General features: G+C 67.4%; 11 protein-coding genes. 8 read left to right on the top strand and 3 right to left on the bottom strand.

The annotated features are described in order from the left end of the window. The first annotated feature begins 71 nt into the window (after nucleotides 1-71). Nucleotides 72-740, top strand: a complete 669-nt coding sequence (locus IB228_RS09250; protein WP_141454746.1) for a TetR family transcriptional regulator — start codon at nucleotides 72-74, stop codon at nucleotides 738-740. Between the two features lie 77 nt (nucleotides 741-817). Next, nucleotides 818-1,612: a transporter gene (locus IB228_RS09255; RefSeq protein WP_192198181.1), complete on the top strand. Its 795-nt coding sequence runs from the start codon at nucleotides 818-820 to the stop codon at nucleotides 1,610-1,612. A gap of 119 nt (nucleotides 1,613-1,731) precedes the next feature. Here the strand turns inward: IB228_RS09255 and IB228_RS09260 are convergent, their stop codons facing one another. From IB228_RS09260 to IB228_RS09270, 3 genes are all read right to left on the bottom strand, one after another. Next, nucleotides 1,732-3,087: a Gfo/Idh/MocA family oxidoreductase gene (locus IB228_RS09260; RefSeq protein WP_192198182.1), complete on the bottom strand. Its 1,356-nt coding sequence runs from the start codon at nucleotides 3,085-3,087 to the stop codon at nucleotides 1,732-1,734. 53 nt (nucleotides 3,088-3,140) lie between these two features. Further along, complete coding sequence (locus IB228_RS09265; protein WP_183640115.1) at nucleotides 3,141-6,119, bottom strand: TonB-dependent receptor; 2,979 nt, start codon at nucleotides 6,117-6,119, stop codon at nucleotides 3,141-3,143. 146 nt (nucleotides 6,120-6,265) lie between these two features. After that, entirely contained in the window at nucleotides 6,266-9,571 is a 3,306-nt protein-coding gene (locus IB228_RS09270) for a TIM-barrel domain-containing protein (RefSeq protein ID WP_192198391.1), read from the bottom strand. Between the two features lie 381 nt (nucleotides 9,572-9,952). Here IB228_RS09270 and IB228_RS09275 point away from each other — a divergent pair, with 381 nt between their 5' ends. The 6 genes from IB228_RS09275 (at nucleotide 9,953) to IB228_RS09300 (ending at nucleotide 17,253) form a co-directional block, all read left to right on the top strand. Beyond that, nucleotides 9,953-11,113 carry an SIS domain-containing protein gene (locus IB228_RS09275; RefSeq protein ID WP_192198183.1) on the top strand — a complete coding sequence of 387 codons (1,161 nt, stop codon included), beginning with the start codon at nucleotides 9,953-9,955 and terminating at the stop codon, nucleotides 11,111-11,113. 13 nt (nucleotides 11,114-11,126) lie between these two features. Beyond that, a complete protein-coding gene (locus IB228_RS09280; protein ID WP_192198184.1) occupies nucleotides 11,127-12,050 on the top strand; it encodes an ROK family protein in 924 nt (307 codons plus the stop codon). A gap of 20 nt (nucleotides 12,051-12,070) precedes the next feature. Next, the gene (locus IB228_RS09285; RefSeq protein WP_192198185.1) at nucleotides 12,071-13,405 is read left to right on the top strand and encodes a D-tagatose-bisphosphate aldolase, class II, non-catalytic subunit; all 1,335 of its coding nucleotides are present in this window, start codon (nucleotides 12,071-12,073) and stop codon (nucleotides 13,403-13,405) included. 37 nt (nucleotides 13,406-13,442) lie between these two features. Beyond that, nucleotides 13,443-14,222, top strand: coding sequence for a DeoR family transcriptional regulator (locus IB228_RS09290; RefSeq protein WP_183640106.1), 780 nt, complete (start codon nucleotides 13,443-13,445; stop codon nucleotides 14,220-14,222). After that, nucleotides 14,219-15,334 (top strand): N-acetylglucosamine-6-phosphate deacetylase, encoded by a 1,116-nt coding sequence (gene nagA / locus IB228_RS09295; RefSeq protein ID WP_183640104.1) that lies wholly within the window; start codon nucleotides 14,219-14,221, stop codon nucleotides 15,332-15,334. Before IB228_RS09290 ends, nagA begins: the two co-directional genes overlap by 4 nt. Nucleotides 15,335-15,417: 83 nt before the next feature. Continuing rightward, a complete protein-coding gene (locus IB228_RS09300; RefSeq protein ID WP_192198186.1) occupies nucleotides 15,418-17,253 on the top strand; it encodes an MFS transporter in 1,836 nt (611 codons plus the stop codon). Nucleotides 17,254-17,362: the final 109 nt, after the last annotated feature.

The raw sequence follows: 17,362 nt of genomic DNA on the forward strand, positions 1-17,362 counted from the left end.
TACATGCATGAATGTTTGTTTGCAAACCGGTACAATTCAGCCCGGTTTCACCCAGCGAATGCGCAAGGCAGATGGCCAGAAAAACCAAAGAAGAAGCGCAGGCGACGCGGGAAGGCATCCTCGACGCCGCCCAGGCCTGTTTCCACGAACACGGGGTCGCCGGCACCACCCTGGCGATGATCGGCGCCCGCGCGGGCTATACCCGCGGCGCGGTCTACTGGCATTTCAAGAACAAGACCGAGGTGCTCGAGGCGATGATCAACCGCGAGCGTGTCACCTTCATCCAGCGCCTGCGCCGCACCTACTCTCCCAAGCGCACCACGCCGGTGCTGGATCTGCGTTCGGCATTGCTGGTGTCCATCCAGGAACTGGCGGAGGACGAGCGCGCACGCAACATGATGGAGATCATGTTGCGCAATGACCTGTCGGCCGAAAGCCAGGCCATGCAGGACCTGCAGCACGAAAGCACGCTCGAGGAACTGGAGATCATCACCCTCGCCTTCCAGCGCGCCCGGGATCTGGGCCAACTCCGCGACGACGCGGATGCGGCCACGGCATCGCGCATCCTGCACGCCAGCCTGTCCGGCGTGCTCTACAGCGCGATGCTGGAACCGGAGCTGTTCGATCTGATGCGCGATGGCGCCGAAGTCATCGACATCGTCTTCGCCGCCTACGTCAAACCAGGCGAGTTCACGCCAGGCGCTCCTGCATCGCCGTTGCCCGATCACGACGACGAGTGATGGCGCGATCGCCGCGGCATTGATTCTCGTCGCCCGCCCCGGTTCAATGCCTGGACCGGAGATCGAGGGAGAGAAGGATGCGTGGTTTTCTTTTCGCCGCCGCATGGCTGGCGACCGCGCCTGTGCTGGCGTCGGAACCCCGTGACCTGTGTCCCGATCGTCCGGGCCTTGGCACGCCGGCCTGCACGGTGGAACGCGGCGACACGGTGTTCGAGATTGGCCTGGCCGACTGGACCCGCGACAGTTCACCCGGCCTGCGCAGCGAACAATTCCTGATCGGCGACGCGCTGTTGCGCTTCGGCCTGAACGACACGCTGGAGGCGCAGGTGGGCTGGACCGCCTACGGCCGTGTGCGCGAACGCGACACGTTGTCCGGCGCGACCACGCGGGCCTCGCGTTTCGGCGATGTCAGCCTCGCCCTGCGCCAGAACCTGCGCAATCCCGACGGCGGCGGCTTCTCGCTGGCGCTGATGCCCTACGTGAACCTGCCCAGCGGCCGCAAGCCGGTGGGCGCGGAAGACTGGAGCGCCGGCCTGCGGCTGCCAATGAGCATCGAACTGGGCGCGGTCTCGCTGGGTTTCACCCCGCAGATCGAGGCCGCCGTGGACGGCGACGGCGATGGCCGCCACCTGAGCTATGGATCCGTGGCCGGGCTGGGATTCGGGGTGAGCGATGCGGTGTCCGGATCGTTCGAAGTCTCGCTGATCCGGGATCGCGATCGCGCAGGCCACGTTACCGAGGCGCTGGCCGGGTTGTCGTTCGGCTGGCAGCACGGCGAAGACGCCCAATGGGACGCGGGCGTCAACGCCGGACTCAACGACGACAGTCCCGACGTACAGATCTACGTCGGTTACGCGCGGCGCTTCCGCTGATCGTAGAGCCGAGCTTGCTCGGCTGCGCGCGATCCATCTTTCCCGGGGAGCCGAGCGAGCTCGGCTCTACCTGTGTGCGATCCATCCTTCCCGGGGAGCCGAGCAAGCTCGGCTCTACATCAATACTTCGCGTCGAAGGCGAAGATCGGCTTGCGGGACTTCCACAGGCCCTGGGTGAAATCCGGGAATTCCAGGGTCTTGAAGCCTTCGGCGATGGACTGCTCCGACAACGGCGTGATCGCGCTCCAAGCAAGCGCGTCGTAGATGTCGATCGGCATCGGCGCCTCGGCCTTCACCGCCTCGACGAAGGCGTGGATGACGAAGTAGTCCATGCCGCCGTGGCCGGCACCTTCCGCATCCTGCGCGTACTTGCGCCACAACGGATGGTCGAACTCGTCCTGGTAGGCCTGGAACGGTTCCCACTTGTGCCCCGGACTGCGGCCCTCGATGTGGATGGACTGGTTGAGATCCATCCACAGGCCCCTGGTGCCCTGCACGCGGAACCCCAGCGAGTACGGACGCGGCAGCGAGGTGTCGTGCTGGAGGAGGATGGTCTCGCCGTTCTCGCAGGCCAGGGTGGTGGTGACCACGTCGCCGAGCTTGAATTTCGCCTGCGTGCTGGGATGGGTCGTGCCGCCGCTCTTGGCCACGGTGTACTCGTGCAGGCCACGCGCCTTGGTGGCGAAACTGTTGATGTGGGTGAAGCGGTTGCCGCGGTTGATGCCGGTGTACATGGCGCACGGGCCGATACCATGGCTGGGATACAGCTCGCCGTTGCGGCGGACCGAATGCTCGGTGCGCCAGCGTGCCTCCGACCAGCCCTTGGGACCGAATTCCACGCCGCTGCCATAGGGTTCGGCCGGATCACCGGAGTTGAATTTCACCGCGCGCAGATCGTGCTGGTAGCCGCCCTGCAGGTGGACCAGTTCGCCGAACAGGCCGGCCCGCACCATCTGCAGCGCCGCCATCACATCGCGGCGGTAGCACACGTTTTCCAGCAGCATGTACGGCGTGCCGGTGCGCTGCTGCGCGGCCAGCACGTCCCAGTGATCCTGCAGGGTGATGCCGGCGACGACTTCGCAGCCGACCGCCACCTTGGCTTCCATCGCCTCGATCGCCATCGGCGCGTGCCATTCCCACGGCGTGGCGATGATCACGCCGTCCAGGCCGCGCTGCTGGAGCAGGCGACGGTAGGCATGCGTGTCGCCGTCCTGTCCGTATGCCTTCGGCGCCGGCTTGCCCGCCTTGGCGGCCATGTCCAGCGCCTGCTTGAGCATGATCGGCTCGATGTCGCACAGCGCGGCCACTTCCACGTCCTCGCGGCGCAGCAGCTCCTTCAGCAGGACCTGGCCGCGCATGCCGGTGCCGATCATGCCCAGCCGGATCTTGCGCTTGCTGGCCCAGGCCGGCGTGCTCGGCAGCAGGGTGGCCGCGCCGAGCGCGGCTCCCGCGAGGATGAACTCTCTACGTTTCATTTGCAGTGGGACTCCCGGTGACAGGGCGCCGGCGGACCGGCGCGTTTGTTTCGTCAGAACTTGTAGCCTACGGTAAAGCTGTAGCTGCGGCCGAAGATGCTGGCGTAGTCGCTGGAATCACCCAGGAAGCTGTTCGGATCGTAGAACGGCATCCGGTTGAACAGGTTCTTGATGGTGAAGCCGGCATGCCAGTGGTCATCCGGACGCCAGGACAGGCCCAGGTTGGCGGTCCACCAGGCCGGCACGCCATTGCAGTTGTCCGGATCCACTGGCAGCGATCCGGCGGTGCAGGTTTCCGGCGAGTTGTCCTGCGCATCGACGCGGTCCCATGCCCACTTGGTCTTGCCGACGTAGTTGACGAAGAAGCTGGTGGTCACCTCGCCGTAGGTCCAGTCGGCATTCAAGGTGGCGCGAAGACGCGGGTTGCCGTAGTAGCCGATCGTGTTGCCGTAGTACCAGCGGGTTTCATCATCCAGGTAAGCCTCGTTGCGGCGCGCGATGGTCGCGGCCACGCCGACATTCAGCTCGCCCCACTGGCCCAGCGGGAAATGACCGCGCGCATCGACATCGAAACCATCGATCAGGGTGCGGCCCTGGTTCTTGTACTGGCCTACCACGCTGGCCACGTTGCCCACGCTGTAGGTGGGCAGCGTGCCCGGGCAGGTCACTCCGCTGGCCGGATCCGCGCACATCGCCGCCACCGCGGCTTCCGCGGCGCGGTCGCTGTCGGTGATCGGATTGCGGGTCATCGACACGATGTCGGTTTCCTTGCTGTAGTCCGGCGCGGCGATCTGGTTGCGGCGGTAGATGAACCAGTAGTCGGCCGACACCGACAGCCAGTCGAACGGCTCCAGCACCACGCCCAGTGTGGCTATCTTGGCTTTCTCCGGCTGCAGGTTCTGGTTCGGCTGGGTCATGCGCGCCACGGTGCGGCTGCAGTCGGCGTTGAGCAGCGAATTGCCGAGATCGACGTCGCCCGGGCGATTCGACTGCAACAGCAGGTTGGCGATCGCGTTGGTCTCGTCGCAGCGGATGTCGTCCTCGAATCCGCCCAGCTGGGCGAACACGCCGCCGGTGCCGGCTTCAGCCAGGCTCGGTGCGCGGAAGCCTTCCGAGTAGGTGCCGCGCAGCATCACCGTCGGCAGCGCCTGGTACTTCAGGCCGATCTTCGGCGCGATGTTGGCGTCGAAGTTCGGGTACTTGTCCACGCGCAGCGCCGCATCCAGTTCCAGCTTCTCGGTGAGCGGGGCCACGACTTCGGCGAACAGCGCGCTGGTGGTGCGCTTGCCGTCGAACCACGAACCGCCCTGCTGGGTGATCTTGCCGTTGGCCGCATCCGTATTGCCCGGCGTATAGAAGGTCTCGCGGCTGACGTTGAAGCCGAAGGCCGCGCGTACCTCGCCGGCGGGCAGGTTGAACAGCGGGCCTTCGACCTTGCCGTCCAGGGTGTGCAGGCGGGTCCAGGACTGGATGTCGAAGGTCGGATAGGCCTCGCGCAGCAGCTTCGCGTTGGCCTCGCTGATCTCGCCGAACCGGTAGGCGGGATTGTCCGAGATGATCACGCGGCCGGTGCCCGGATCGACGGTGAACGGACCGAAGGCCCGGGCGAAACCGTCCAGGTTGACGTTGACGGTCTGGTAGGTGACCGAATGGGTGCCGGCGGTGGCGAACGCGGTTTCCCAGTTCCAGTCGCCAAAGCTGCCGCGCAGGCCGGCCAGGCCTCGGTAGCTCTTGTCGGTATTGCGCTGGCCGAAGTGGTTCTTGCCCACGTCCTGCATCAGGTACTGCAGGCCGACCACGCCGCCCATCAGCGCGCGCAGTTCGGGACTGGCGTGGTTGTAGACGTTGTTCGGGCCCAGGTAGGGGTAGAAGAACTGGTTGACGTTGGTGCCGGTATTGCGGGCGAACCAGCTGGTCGGATTGCCGGTGGTGGTGCCGAATGCACGCGGCGTGCCGCCGTTGGCGCGCAGATCGATGTCGGTGTAGGTCGCCTCGGCGAAGGCCTCGGTGGTTTCGCCGATCAGGAAGTGGGCATTGACGTAGGCGGTGATGCGCTCGGACTTCGCGCCCGCGTCAATCTCGTTGTTCATCCAGGTCTGCCAGATGCAACGGGGACCGGCGGCCTCGACGACCACGTTCTGGCAGCCCGGCGCGGCTTCCTGCACGCGCCGGCCGGTAACCGGATCGAAGGCGAAGTAGCTGCCGGGATTGAACGTGCCCGGCGCACTGCCGGTACCCAGGCGGAAGTTGTTGATGTAGTTCGGATTGTTGACGTAGTACTGGCCGGGCTTCTTGTCGTACCAGTCGCTCAGCGGGATCGGGTCGCGGCGATACAGATTCAGCGAGGCGTAGACGTTGTAACGGTCCTCGTCCAGGTTGCCGAAACCGCCGGTGATGCTCGCCTGGTGTTCGCCGTAGCTGGTGATGCGCGAGGAGCTGTCGGTGGTCAGGTTGACCTCGAGGCCCTGGTAGGACTTCTTGGTGATGACGTTGATCACGCCGGCGATCGCATCGGTGCCGTACACGGCCGAGGCGCCGTCGGTCAGCACTTCCATCCGCTCGATCGCCGCGGCGGGAATCGCGTCGATGTTGACGAACTGGGTCTGGAAACCCGCCGGCGCGCCGTAGTACGACAGGCGGCGGCCATTGAGCAGCACCAGCGTGCCCTGCGCCCCCATGCCGCGCAGGTTCGCCTGCGATGCGCCGTCGGAACCGGTGAACAGCGACTTGAAGTCCTGCTGCGCCGGGCGCGCGGCCGGCAGGTTGTCCAGCACCTGCAACAGGGTGCGCGCACCCATGTTCTCGATGTCCTGGCGGCTGATGATCTGCACCGGCGAAGCGGTCTCGACGTCGGTGCGCTTGATGTTGGAACCGGTGACCTCGATGCGGGCCAGTTCGGTGGCCTTGCCGTCTTCCTTCGGCGTCTCGGCGGTCTGCGCCGCGACCGTGCCGGTCATGGCGAGCGCCGTGCCCAGCGCTAGGGCCAGTGGCGTGATGGATATACAGCGTTGGCGGCGGCTTGCGGACGACATCGGGTTCTCTCCTCGTTTCGGGGGTGCAGCGCGCGGCGCTGCTGTGGTGGATGGGCTTGCGTGAGGCAACAGCGGTCCCGGGCCACGGCCAACGGGCCGCAGTCACTAGGCGGGGGAGACGACGTGAAACTTTTTTGTGGAGCGGGTTATGGCGGGGAAATGGTGGCGGTATCGCCCTCCTGTCCCATCAGGACAGCATTGGCCCAGTTGCCGCAGACCTGCGCCGGCCGCGCACCCTGCGCGCCGAGGGTGCGCAGGCTCAGGCGGTGCAGGGCGCGGATGTCGAGTTCGGGTTTGACCACGCCCGGCGCGCGCACCATCCCGCTGTCGTACAGCAGGCGATCGTCGCCCCAGACCTGGAACTGCATGCCGCCGGCCTCGCGGCAGCTGTCGTCGATGCCGAGGTCGGCGCGCAGCAGGCGCCAGCCGCCTTTCAGTTCGATATCGATGCGGCTTTCCGCACCCACGCCCAGGCCGCGGCGGAAATGCAGACCGTTCATGCGCATCTCGGCCTGGCCGCCGAAGGCGCGATCCCGCGCGACGCCGGCCGGCGATTCGAGTTCGGACAGATAACGCTGCTGCGCCGGACGCTCGGCATCCTGGTGTTCGAGCACGCGGAAGGTGGACAGGGTGATCGGCCCGACCTCGCGCGGCTGCAAGGCATCGAATGCGCGCGCGGTGCCGGCCTGCGCCGCCGTCACCATCGGATCGCTGCCGGCGGCGCCGTCACCGTCGGGATTCTGCGTACTCAGCACGCGGAAACGCAGCAGGCGGCCGGCGCGCGGCGCGAAACTGATCGTCTGCGCGCCCTGTTCCAGCTTCAGGCGGCCACGCGCGATCGGCTCGCCCCATTCGCCGTTGCTGTCGGCCAGGTAGATTTCGTAGTCGCGCACCTGGCCGTGCTTCCAGTGCTGATCGGTACGCGGCGCCAGTTCGATGCCGTCGATCAGGCGGCGCTCGCCAAAACCGAGTGTCCACTCGTGCGCGCCGGTGCGCACGGCCTGGTTGCGCACGGTGCGGAACCAGGTAGCCGGATCGTCGTCGAAGGCGTTCTCAAGCGGATGCCCGGGTTCCTCGGCGGGACGATTGACCACCAGCAGGCTGTCGGCCGGCAACGCGCGGCCCAGTTCCGGCGCGGCTGGGAAGGCATCGTCGGCCGGCGCCGCGGCGACCGGGATGTCCAGCCGGAACGCCAGCGCGCGGCGGATGTCGGTGGGCGCGCTACGCACATGCACGGTGCCGCGACGCTCCTTCGCATCGAAGTACCAACCTTCGGCGCCGACGTCGAAGGCGGCGCGATCGGCCAGTGGCGGGAGCGCGCGGCCGTCCAGTTCCACCGCGTTCGGCTTCGTCCGGCTCAGCACGCGCAGCGCATAGCGGCGCTGCGGCAGCTGGCCGGCGTACTGGCCACGCACCGGATCGATTTCGACGCGCACCTCGCCGCTTCCCTGCGCGGGCGCGCGCATGCGGATGGCCTGTTCGCTGAACTCGCCCTTGGCGTAGCGGCGGGTGTTGCCGTCGTCCTCGTACAAGGTGTAGCTCGACTCGCCCTGCGGATACAGATCCAGGGTCAGTTCGTCCAGCGGCTTCTCGCCGTCGTACAGCATCTCCGGATACATCGGCAGGATCGCGCCGGCGCGCACGAACAGCGGCAGGGTCGCCAGTTCCACCTGGCGATCGATGCGTCGGCCGTTCGCGTCGGCTTGCAGTTGGCGGCCATCCCAGTAGTCGATCCAGCGGCCCCGCGGCAGATGGATGTCGCGGCGCCAGCCGCGGCTGGCGGCCTGGCTGCGATAGACCGGCGCGACCAGCAGTTCGCGGCCGAGCAGGAACTGGTACTTGTGCGCCTCGGTCCACGCTTGCGGATCGGCCGGGTAATCCCACATCAGGCCGCGCACGATCGGCGCGCCGGTGGTTTCCGCGTCGCGCGCCAGCCCGTACATGTACGGGGTGAGGCGCATCTTCAGCTTGAGGTAGTCGCGGTTGATGCTGCGGTACGGTTCGTCGAACCACCACGGATGCTTGCGCGCGCCCGACGACCAGCCGGACATGCCCATCAGCACCGGGGTGAAGCTCTTCCATTGCAGATCGCGGGTGTAGGTCTCGGCGCTGCCGCCGAAGATCGCATCCACATCGCCGGTGGCGTAGGCCATGCCCGACAGGCCGGAACCGATCAGGGTCGGGATGTGCCAGCGGATGTAGTCCCAGCTGGCGCTCTGGTCGCCGGTCCAGGCCACGGCGTAGCGCTGGATGCCGGCCCAGCCCATCACCGTCCACAGGAACGGGCGCGAGTCGGAGTTGTCGAGGATGCCGTTGTAGGCGGACTGGTTGGCGTCCATCGCGAACTGGTAGCCCTTGCCGGTCCAGGCGACGTCCAGCTTCTGCACGCGGCTGCCGGCCTTGCCGACTTCCCACGCAATCTTGTCGACGCCGTTCTCGGTCCACAGCCCGGTCCGGAAGCCGTAGCGCGCCAGGCCCTGCACGACCTTGGGCAGATCGGTGTAGCCGCAGCCGTAGCCATCGTTGGGCAGGATCCAGCCGCCGGGCATGTCGTGCTCGCGGTATTTGCGGGCGACGCTGTCGATCACGTCCGGCGTGGTACCGGTCGGGCCATCGCTCCAGCCTTCGGGCACGGTACCGGGTTTCTTCCTGTTGTCGCCGTCGTTGTAGCAATCGGCGTCGCCGTAGGAGAGCGCCCAGCGCGGCAGCAATCCGGGACGACCGGTCAGCGCGGTGTAGCGATCCAGCAGTTCGTGCAGGCCGGCGCCGACAAAGTAGTAGGCATCGAAACGGTCCTCGCGGTGCAGCAGGGTGGCCTGGTCCGGTTGGCGCAGATCGTAATTGCCGTCGCTCCAGGTATTGCGCAGCATGCCCCAGCCGCGCGAGCTCAACAGCATCGGCGCGGGACTCGGGCGATCGCCTTCCTCCCAGCCACCGGAGTAGGCGATTTCCAGTTCGCGACCCTTGAACTCGAAGCGGCCGTTCTGTTGCCCGCCGCCGTAGAAGTGTTCGCCTGCCTCGCTGGACAGCACCTGCACGCTCTGCTGCGCGTCCAGATCCAGCGGCTGCAACTCGCGCCACAGCGGCGTGACCTGATCGCCGGCCACGCGCCCAAGCGACAGGCGCAGCGGCTGGCGCTGGATACGCAGCACCAGCTCACCGGTGCGGATGCGCGCTTCCTGCGCGTCTTCCTCGAAAGCGAAATCGACCTTGCCCGCCGGTTGCGGCAACACGATCGGCGCGGCCTTGTCGCCGGCGGGCGTCAGCTTGCCCTGGCGGCCGGCCTGCACGCGCAGGGTGTCGGCACGCAGCAGGTCCACGCGTACCCGTGCGCCGCTGTCGGTGGTGATATCCCAGCCGGGCGTGCCATCACGCGCCGGTGCGGCCTGCAGGGTGCGCACGTTGCCGACGTTTTCGGCAAAGGCGGGCGCACTCGCGGCAAACGCCAGCAAGGCGAGGGCGACGAAGCGGTTGCAGCGATGCCAAACGTGGGTTTCCAACTTGCTCCCCAGGCCCGCGTGAGCGGGAGTACGAAACCATTGCGGCCGACTCTAGGGCAGCGTCTCGAAACATGTCAACAAATTGCAAAGAAAAAAGAAGGATATTTACTGGATATCGAAAGTTGTTGCGAAGCAATACTTTCAGAACCCGCTATTCATTTTCGCCACAACTCCTTCAGGACGCTTAACAGGACAATCTCCGATCGCACCCGTAGGGCTATTTCGATCCCGAAAGCAGAAAAATGCTAGTCACATCTAACTTTCCAATATCTTTCGATATTTGACATTTCGAAAGAAAACACAGATCGTGCGCATGCCCAACAGGAACGATGAATGGACGCTCCTCTGCTTTCCGACTTGTCCGCCTGGCAGACCCTCGGCGGACACCACACCGCCGAAGAAATCGCCCAGCAACCCGCGTTGTGGGATGCGCTGGCGGAAGCCCTGGCCGACCGGCAGGTCGCCATCGATGCGTTCCTCGGCGACTGGCTGCGCCAACCCGGTCATCGCGTGATCTTCACCGGCGCCGGCAGTTCCGGTTTCATCGCCGAAATGGTCGCCGACATCATCAACGCGCAGTGGCCCGCCGACGTGCGCGCACTGCATACGACCAATCTGCTGACCCATCCGGATCTGTACCTGGAACGCGAACGCCCCACCCTGCTGGTGTCGTTCGGTCGCAGCGGTTCCAGTCCGGAAAGCATCGCCGCCGTGGATCTGGTGCGCGAACGCGTGGCCCTGAGCCGTTTCCTCGACATCACCTGCAACAGCGAAGGCGAACTCGCGCGCCGCGGACGTGGCCGCGACGACACGCTGACCCTGCTGATGCCGCCGGCCAGCTGCGATCGCGCGTTCGCGATGACCAGCAGCCTGACCTGCATGCAACTGGCGGCGCTGGCGGTGTTCGATCGTGCTCCCTGGGAGCAACGCCTGGAACAACTGCACACGGTGGCCGCGCTGGGCCGGCGCGCGCTCGCCGACTGGGAACGCGCGGTCACCGCGCTGGCCGGTGACGGCGCCTTCTCGCGCGTGATCTACCTGGGCAGCGGCCCGCTGGAAGCACTCGCCCGCGAAGCGGCGCTGAAAGTACTGGAACTGACCGCGGGCCGCGTGCTGGCGCTGGCCAATACGCCGCTCGGTTTCCGCCACGGACCGAAATCGACGCTGGACGCCGACACGCTGGTGGTCATGATGCGCAGCGCGCAGCCGGTGGCCCGCCGCTACGAGCAGGATCTGCTGGACGAACTGCGTCGCGACGGCGTGGCCGGACGCGTGCTGTCGGTCGGTCCACGCGCGGAGGACGGCGCGGCGGACGATTTCCCGCTCGCGGTGCCGTCGCTGCCGGATCCCTGGCTGGCGCCGGTATGGCTGACCCTGGCGCAGCGCTACGCATTGCGCCGCTCGGCCGCGCTCGGCCTGACCCCCGACAATCCCTTCCCCGACGGCACGGTCAACCGTGTCGTGCAGGGCGTGGTCATCCACGCTCACGGCTGATCCGGAGCTGGCCATGCAGCACTATTACGGCATCGACATCGGCGGTACCAAGATCGAACTGGTTGCCTGCGATGCGCGCCTGCAGGTGTTGCACCGCCGCCGCATCGACACGCCCACGCGCGACTATCCGGCCTTCCTGCACGCCGTCGCCAGCCTGATTGGCGAAGTCGGGACGGAACTCGGCCAGCCGGCGCAGGCGATCGGCATCGGCCTGCCCGGCGTGGTCGATCGCGCCAGCGGCCGCCAGCTCAGCGCCAACGTGCCGGCGCTGAGCGGCCAGACCGTCGGCCGCGATCTGCAGGCGCGAATCGCGCAGCCGCTGCACTTCGGCAACGACCTGCAATGCTTCGCCCTGTCCGAGGCCCATGGCGGCGCGGCCGATGGCCAGCCCAGCATGTTCGGCGCCATCCTCGGCACCGGCGCGGGCGGCGGTTATTGCGTGCAAGGCCGGCTGATCGATGGCTACAACGGCATCGCCGGCGAATGGGGCCACTGGAGCGTCGCCGCGCATCTGCTGGCGAAACACGGCCTGCCGGTGATCGATTGCGCCTGCGGCCTGCGCGGCTGCGTGGAGCGCTACGTCTCCGGCGGCGGACTGGCGATGATCCATCGCCACCTCGGTGGCGACGGCGATGCCGCGACCATCATCGCGCGCGCGGGCCAGGGTGACGCGCTCGCCGCGCAGGCGCTCGACGTGCACCGGGATCTGCTCGGCCACGCGTTGGCCAGCCTGATCCTGGCCATCGACCCGCACGTCATCGTGCTGGGCGGCGGCCTGTCCAAGGACGAGCGCCTGTACCGCGAACTGCCGGCGGCGATCGCCGCCCATCTGTTCACCGGCGTGCGGGTGCCACCGATCCTGCCGCCGGTGTTCGGCGATGCCGGCGGCGCGCGCGGCGCGGCACTGCTGGCGCGCCAGCACCACCCGATTTCCTGATATTTCCCGGAGGCTGTTCCGTGTCCGCTGTCCAATCCCTGATTGCCGCGCATCGCAAAGGCGAAAACGTCGGCCTGTACAGCATCTGCTCCAGCAACGAGCAGGTATTGCTGGCGTCGATGCAGGTCGCGCGGCGGTACGACACGGTGCTGCTGGTCGAAGCCACCTCCAACCAGGTTGATCAGTTCGGCGGCTACACCGGCATGAATCCGGTGCAGTTCCGCGCCTATGTCGAAACGCTGGCACGCCAGCAGGGCTTTCCCGCCGATCGCCTGATCCTCGGCGGCGATCACCTGGGGCCCAACGCCTGGCAGAAGCTCCCGGCCGAACAGGCGATGGCGCACGCGCGCGATCTGATCGCCGCCTACGTTGCCGCCGGTTTCCACAAGATCCATCTGGACTGCAGCATGTCCTGCGCCGGCGATCCGCATCCGCTGCCGGACGAAATCGTCGCCGCGCGCTCGGCCGAGCTGGCCGTCATCGCCGAGCGCACCGCCGCCGACGCCGGGCTGCCGCCGCCGGTCTACGTGATCGGCACGGAAGTGCCGGTGCCCGGCGGCGAGGCTTCGCTGGAAGGCGGTCTGGCGGTCACCACGCCGGCCGCCGCCGCGCGCACGCTGGAAATCCACCGCCAGGCATTTTCCACGCCGGAACTGACCCCGGCCTGGGAACGGGTCATCGCGATGGTGGTGCAGCCGGGCGTGGATTTCGATCACAGCCAGGTGCATGGCTACGACCCGGTCGCCGCCACCGCATTGTCGGATTTCGTCCAGACCCAGCCGCGCATCGTGTTCGAGGCGCACTCCACCGACTACCAGACCGAAGCCGCGCTGCATGCGCTGGTGCGGGATCACTTCGCTATCCTCAAGGTCGGCCCGGCCGCCACCTTCGCCTATCGCGAGGCGTTGTTCGCGCTGGCGGCGATCGAGGACGAACTGCTGCCGGAAGCCGAACGCTCGCATCTGCCCGAGGTGCTGGATCGCTGCATGGTGGAGAAGCCGAAGCATTGGCAGAACCACTACAGCGGCGACCCGGCCGAACTGCGCCTGCTGCGCCGCTACGCGCTCAGCGATCGCTGCCGCTACTACTGGGGCGAGCCGGAGGTAAGGGCGGCGGTGGATCGCCTGGTTGCCAACCTGCGCCGGCACGCGCCGCCGATGATCCTGCTCAGCCAGTTCCTGCCCGAACAGCAGCGCGCCATCGAAGCCGGCACCCTCACCGCCGATCCACTGGCGCTGATCCAGCACCGGATTGCCCTGCGGCTGGGCGAGTACGCCCGTGCCTGCGCCCGCAACCAGACGGGTTCGCGGTCCGGAAACGAAACTTCCGCAGCCAGCGCGCTTTCGGAACGGTAAGCTTCCGGTTCCGCTTCCGAACGTCCACAGGTCCGTCATGCGCAATACCCGCCAACGCCGGCAACAGATCCTCCAGCTGCTGGTCCAGCACGGCAACGTGCAGGTCGCGGATCTGGTGGATCGCTTCGAGGTGTCGTCGGTGACCATCCGCGCCGACCTGACCCACATCGAATCGCAGGGCCTGGCCACCCGCAACCACGGCGGCGCCACCCTGGTGCGCACACCGCCGACCGAGCAGGACATCCACGAGAAGGACGCGCTCAACCATCCGCTGAAGGAGTCCATCGGCACGCACGCCGCGCGCCTGGTCAAGCCCGGCGACAACATCATCATCGACTCCGGCTCGACCACGATGACCCTGGCGCGGCACCTGCGCGATCATCGCGACGTCACCGTGATGACCAACGGCCTGAACATCGCCTGGGAACTGGCCAACGCGCCTGGCGTGGAACTGCTGCTGACCGGCGGATTGCTGCGCAAGCAGTCGCTGTCGCTGCACGGCAGCCAGGCCGAGGCCAGCCTCAACACCTACAGCTTCGATACCGTGTTCCTCGGCGTGGACGGCCTGGACCTGCAATTCGGCCTGACCACCCACCACGAGGCCGAAGCCAGCCTCAACCACCGCATGGTCGAGCGTGCGCGCCGCATCGTGGTGCTGACCGACGCCTCCAAGTTCGGCCGGGTCAGCCTGCATCGCATCGCCCGCCTGGATCAGATCCACACCATCATCACCGATGAAGGCATCAGCGCCGAGTACCGCGAAGGACTGCAGCGACTGGGCATCGAAGTGATCATCGCCGAGCCACCACCGCCATGACCGCGACACGCGCGTTGCAGGGCCGCATCCTCACCGCCGACGGCTGGATGCGCGGAACCATCGAGTTCGACCAGCGCGTGCGTGCGCTCCATCCCGCGCCGGATGCCGGCGAAGGCGACGGCGACGAGCCGCTGATCCTGCCCGGCTTCGTCGACCTGCACGTGCACGGCGGCGACGGCGTGGACATCATGCAGGGCGGCGACGCCGCGCGTACCGTGGCCCGCGCGCATGCGCGCCACGGCACCACCGCGCTGCTGGGCACCACCATGACCGCGCACGAGGACGACATCGTGCAGGCGCTGGAAGGCCTCGCGCCGGCCATCGCCAAGCGCGACGAAGGCATGGCGCGGGTGCTGGGCGTGCACCTGGAAGGCCCCTACATCAGCATCGAGCGGCTGGGCGCGCAGCCGCCGCTGGTGGTCGAGGCAACGCTCGACCAGGTCCGCCGCCTGCACACGCTGGCGCCCATCCGGGTACTGACCCTGGCGCCGGAAATCGGCGCGCACCAGGCGCTCATTCCGCAGCTCAACCAACTCGGCATCCGCGTGCAGCTGGGCCACAGCGCCGGCAGCTACGAGGATGGCGTGGCCGCGCTGCAAGCCGGCGCCGCCGGTTTCACCCATCTGTTCAACGGCATGACCGGCGTGGACCACTATCATCCGGGCATCGCCACCGCCGCGCTCGCGCATGCCGAGTACGCGGAACTGATTCCGGATCTGAAGCACGTGCATCCCGGGGCGATCCGCACCGCGCTGCGGGCGATTCCACGCCTGTACTGCGTCACCGACGCCACCGCCGCCACCGGCATGCCCGATGGCGAATACGCGCTGGGTTCGCAGCGCGTGTTCAAGTGCCTGGGTTGCGTACGGCTGGCGGCCGGTTCGCTGGCCGGCAGCGCGCTGACCATGGATCAGGCACTGCGCAACCTGGTCTCGCTGGGACTCGATGTCGCCGATGCCTCCAACCGCCTCTCGCGTTATCCGGCCGACTACCTGGGCCTGATCGATCGCGGCCGCGTGCAGGCCGGTGCGTGGGCGGATCTGGTGGTCCTGGATCCGCAACTTCAGGTGCGGCAGGTGTTCGTCGAAGGCGACGCGATTCCGCTGGGCTGATCCGCTTTCGTTCTCCGCACCGGTACGCCCGTGCCGGTGTTTCCAGCGCCTTGCGCGCATGAATCGACAGGACCGGCATCCGAATGAACGATCCCTCCGCCACCCTGGCCGCACCCGCACATGACGCCTCTCCGCGCTGGCAGGTGCGCTACCTGCTGTTCATCGCCGGCATGGGCGGCCTGCTCTATGGCATCGACATCGGCATCATCGCCGGCGCGTTGCCGTACCTGGAGGCCACGGCCACGATCAGCTGGCATCTCACCAGCCAGCAGCTCGGCTTCGTGGTGGCGGCGGTACTGCTGGGCAGCGTGCTTTCGTCGCTGTTCGCCGGCGCCATCGCGGATCTGATCGGCCGGCGCGGCGCGATGTTCCTGGCCGGCCTGCTGTTCACCCTCAGCATTCCGATCATGGCGCTGGCCTCCGGCTATACACCACTGCTGCTCGGCCGGTTGCTGCAAGGCGTGAGCGGCGGCCTGATCGGCGTGGTGGTGCCGCTGTACCTGGCCGAAGTGCTCGCGCCGGAACGGCGCGGGCGCGGCGCGGCGATGTTCCAGCTGCTGCTGACCATCGGACTGGTGCTGGCGGCGGTCATCGGCCTGTACCACGCGCACGCGGTGGATGCGGCGGAAGCCTCGGTAAGCGGACTGACCGCCGCCGAACAGCAACGCGTGCTGTTCGCCGCGAAGGATCACGCGTGGCGGACGATTTTCTGGAGCTGCCTGCTGCCTGGCCTGGTGTTCACCGCCGGCGTACTGCTGCTGATCGAATCACCGCGCTGGCTGGTACGGCGTGGACGGATCCAACGCGCACGCGACGCGCTGTGCCGGACCATTCCCGCCAGCGAGGTCGAGATGACACTGGCACGGATGCAGGCGCCGGAAGACGCCGGCGGCCCGCAGGCGCGCGACCGCCTGCTCAGCCGTCGCTATGTGTGGCCGTTCCTGCTGGCCTGCGCGGTGCTCGCCTTCACCCAGGCCACCGGCATCAACTCCGTGCTGGCCTACGCGGTCAACATCCTCAACCAGGCCGGTCTGCCCGGCGCGGTCGCCAACGGCGCCGACGTGGCGATCAAGGTACTCAACGCGGTGATGACGGTGGTGGCGCTGGTGCTGGTGGATCGCAAGGGACGCAAGTTCCTGCTGATGCTCGGCAGCGGCGGCATCGCGGTGGCGCTGCTGGCCGCCGCCTTGCTGTTCGTCCGCGCCGAAGGCGGCCAGCGCGATGTCTCGCCGGTGCTGCAATCGCAGATTGCCGGCGATGCACTGAAGCTGGAACTGGACGCCGCGCAATGGCGCCGCCTCGGCGTGAACGGCGCGACCGGACCGCAGCAGCTGACCATCGCCTACGCCTACGGAAGTTTCAGCAACGTGCGATCGCTGCGCAGCGATGCGCCCGGCGCGCCCGAGGTGGTCCTGCGTCGCGACCAGACCGTGCAGGCCGACAGCGTCATCGGCGCCTTCTTCCGCCGGCTGCACCTGAATCCGTTCCCGGATCCGGCCGAAGCGGCGCACGCGCCGCTGGTGATCGAGCGTGCCAGCCTCGGCGCGGTGCCGTCGCCGGCACACGGCTGGGCGGTCGCCGCCTGCATCCTGGTGTTCGTGGCCTTCTTCGCGGTCGGCCCCGGCGTGTGCGTGTGGCTGGCGCTGTCGGAACTCATGCCCACCCGCATCCGCTCCAACGGCATGAGCATCGCCCTGCTGATCAACCAGTTCGTCTCCACCACCATCGCGGCGATCTTCCTGCCCACCGTCGGCCACTACGGCTACGCCAGCATGTTCTTCTTCTGGGCTGCCTGCACCGTGCTGTACTTCCTGGTGGCGGCATTCCTGCTACCGGAGACCAAGGGGCGGACGCTGGAGCAGATCGAGGCGCATTTCCGGGGTGCCGGGAAGGTATCGCCGGGCGGTCGCGGACGCTGACGTATCACCATCCCAACCCCAAGGCCGTCATTCCAGCGAGAGCTGGAATCCACCTTCGCGCGGTGCTTCAGTCCTCAAGGGCCATTCACCATCGCGGCAAATGGATCCC

This window comes from Pseudoxanthomonas sp. PXM04 (genome assembly GCF_014851695.1).
Taxonomy (GTDB): Bacteria; Pseudomonadota; Gammaproteobacteria; order Xanthomonadales; family Xanthomonadaceae; genus Pseudoxanthomonas_A; species Pseudoxanthomonas_A beigongshangi.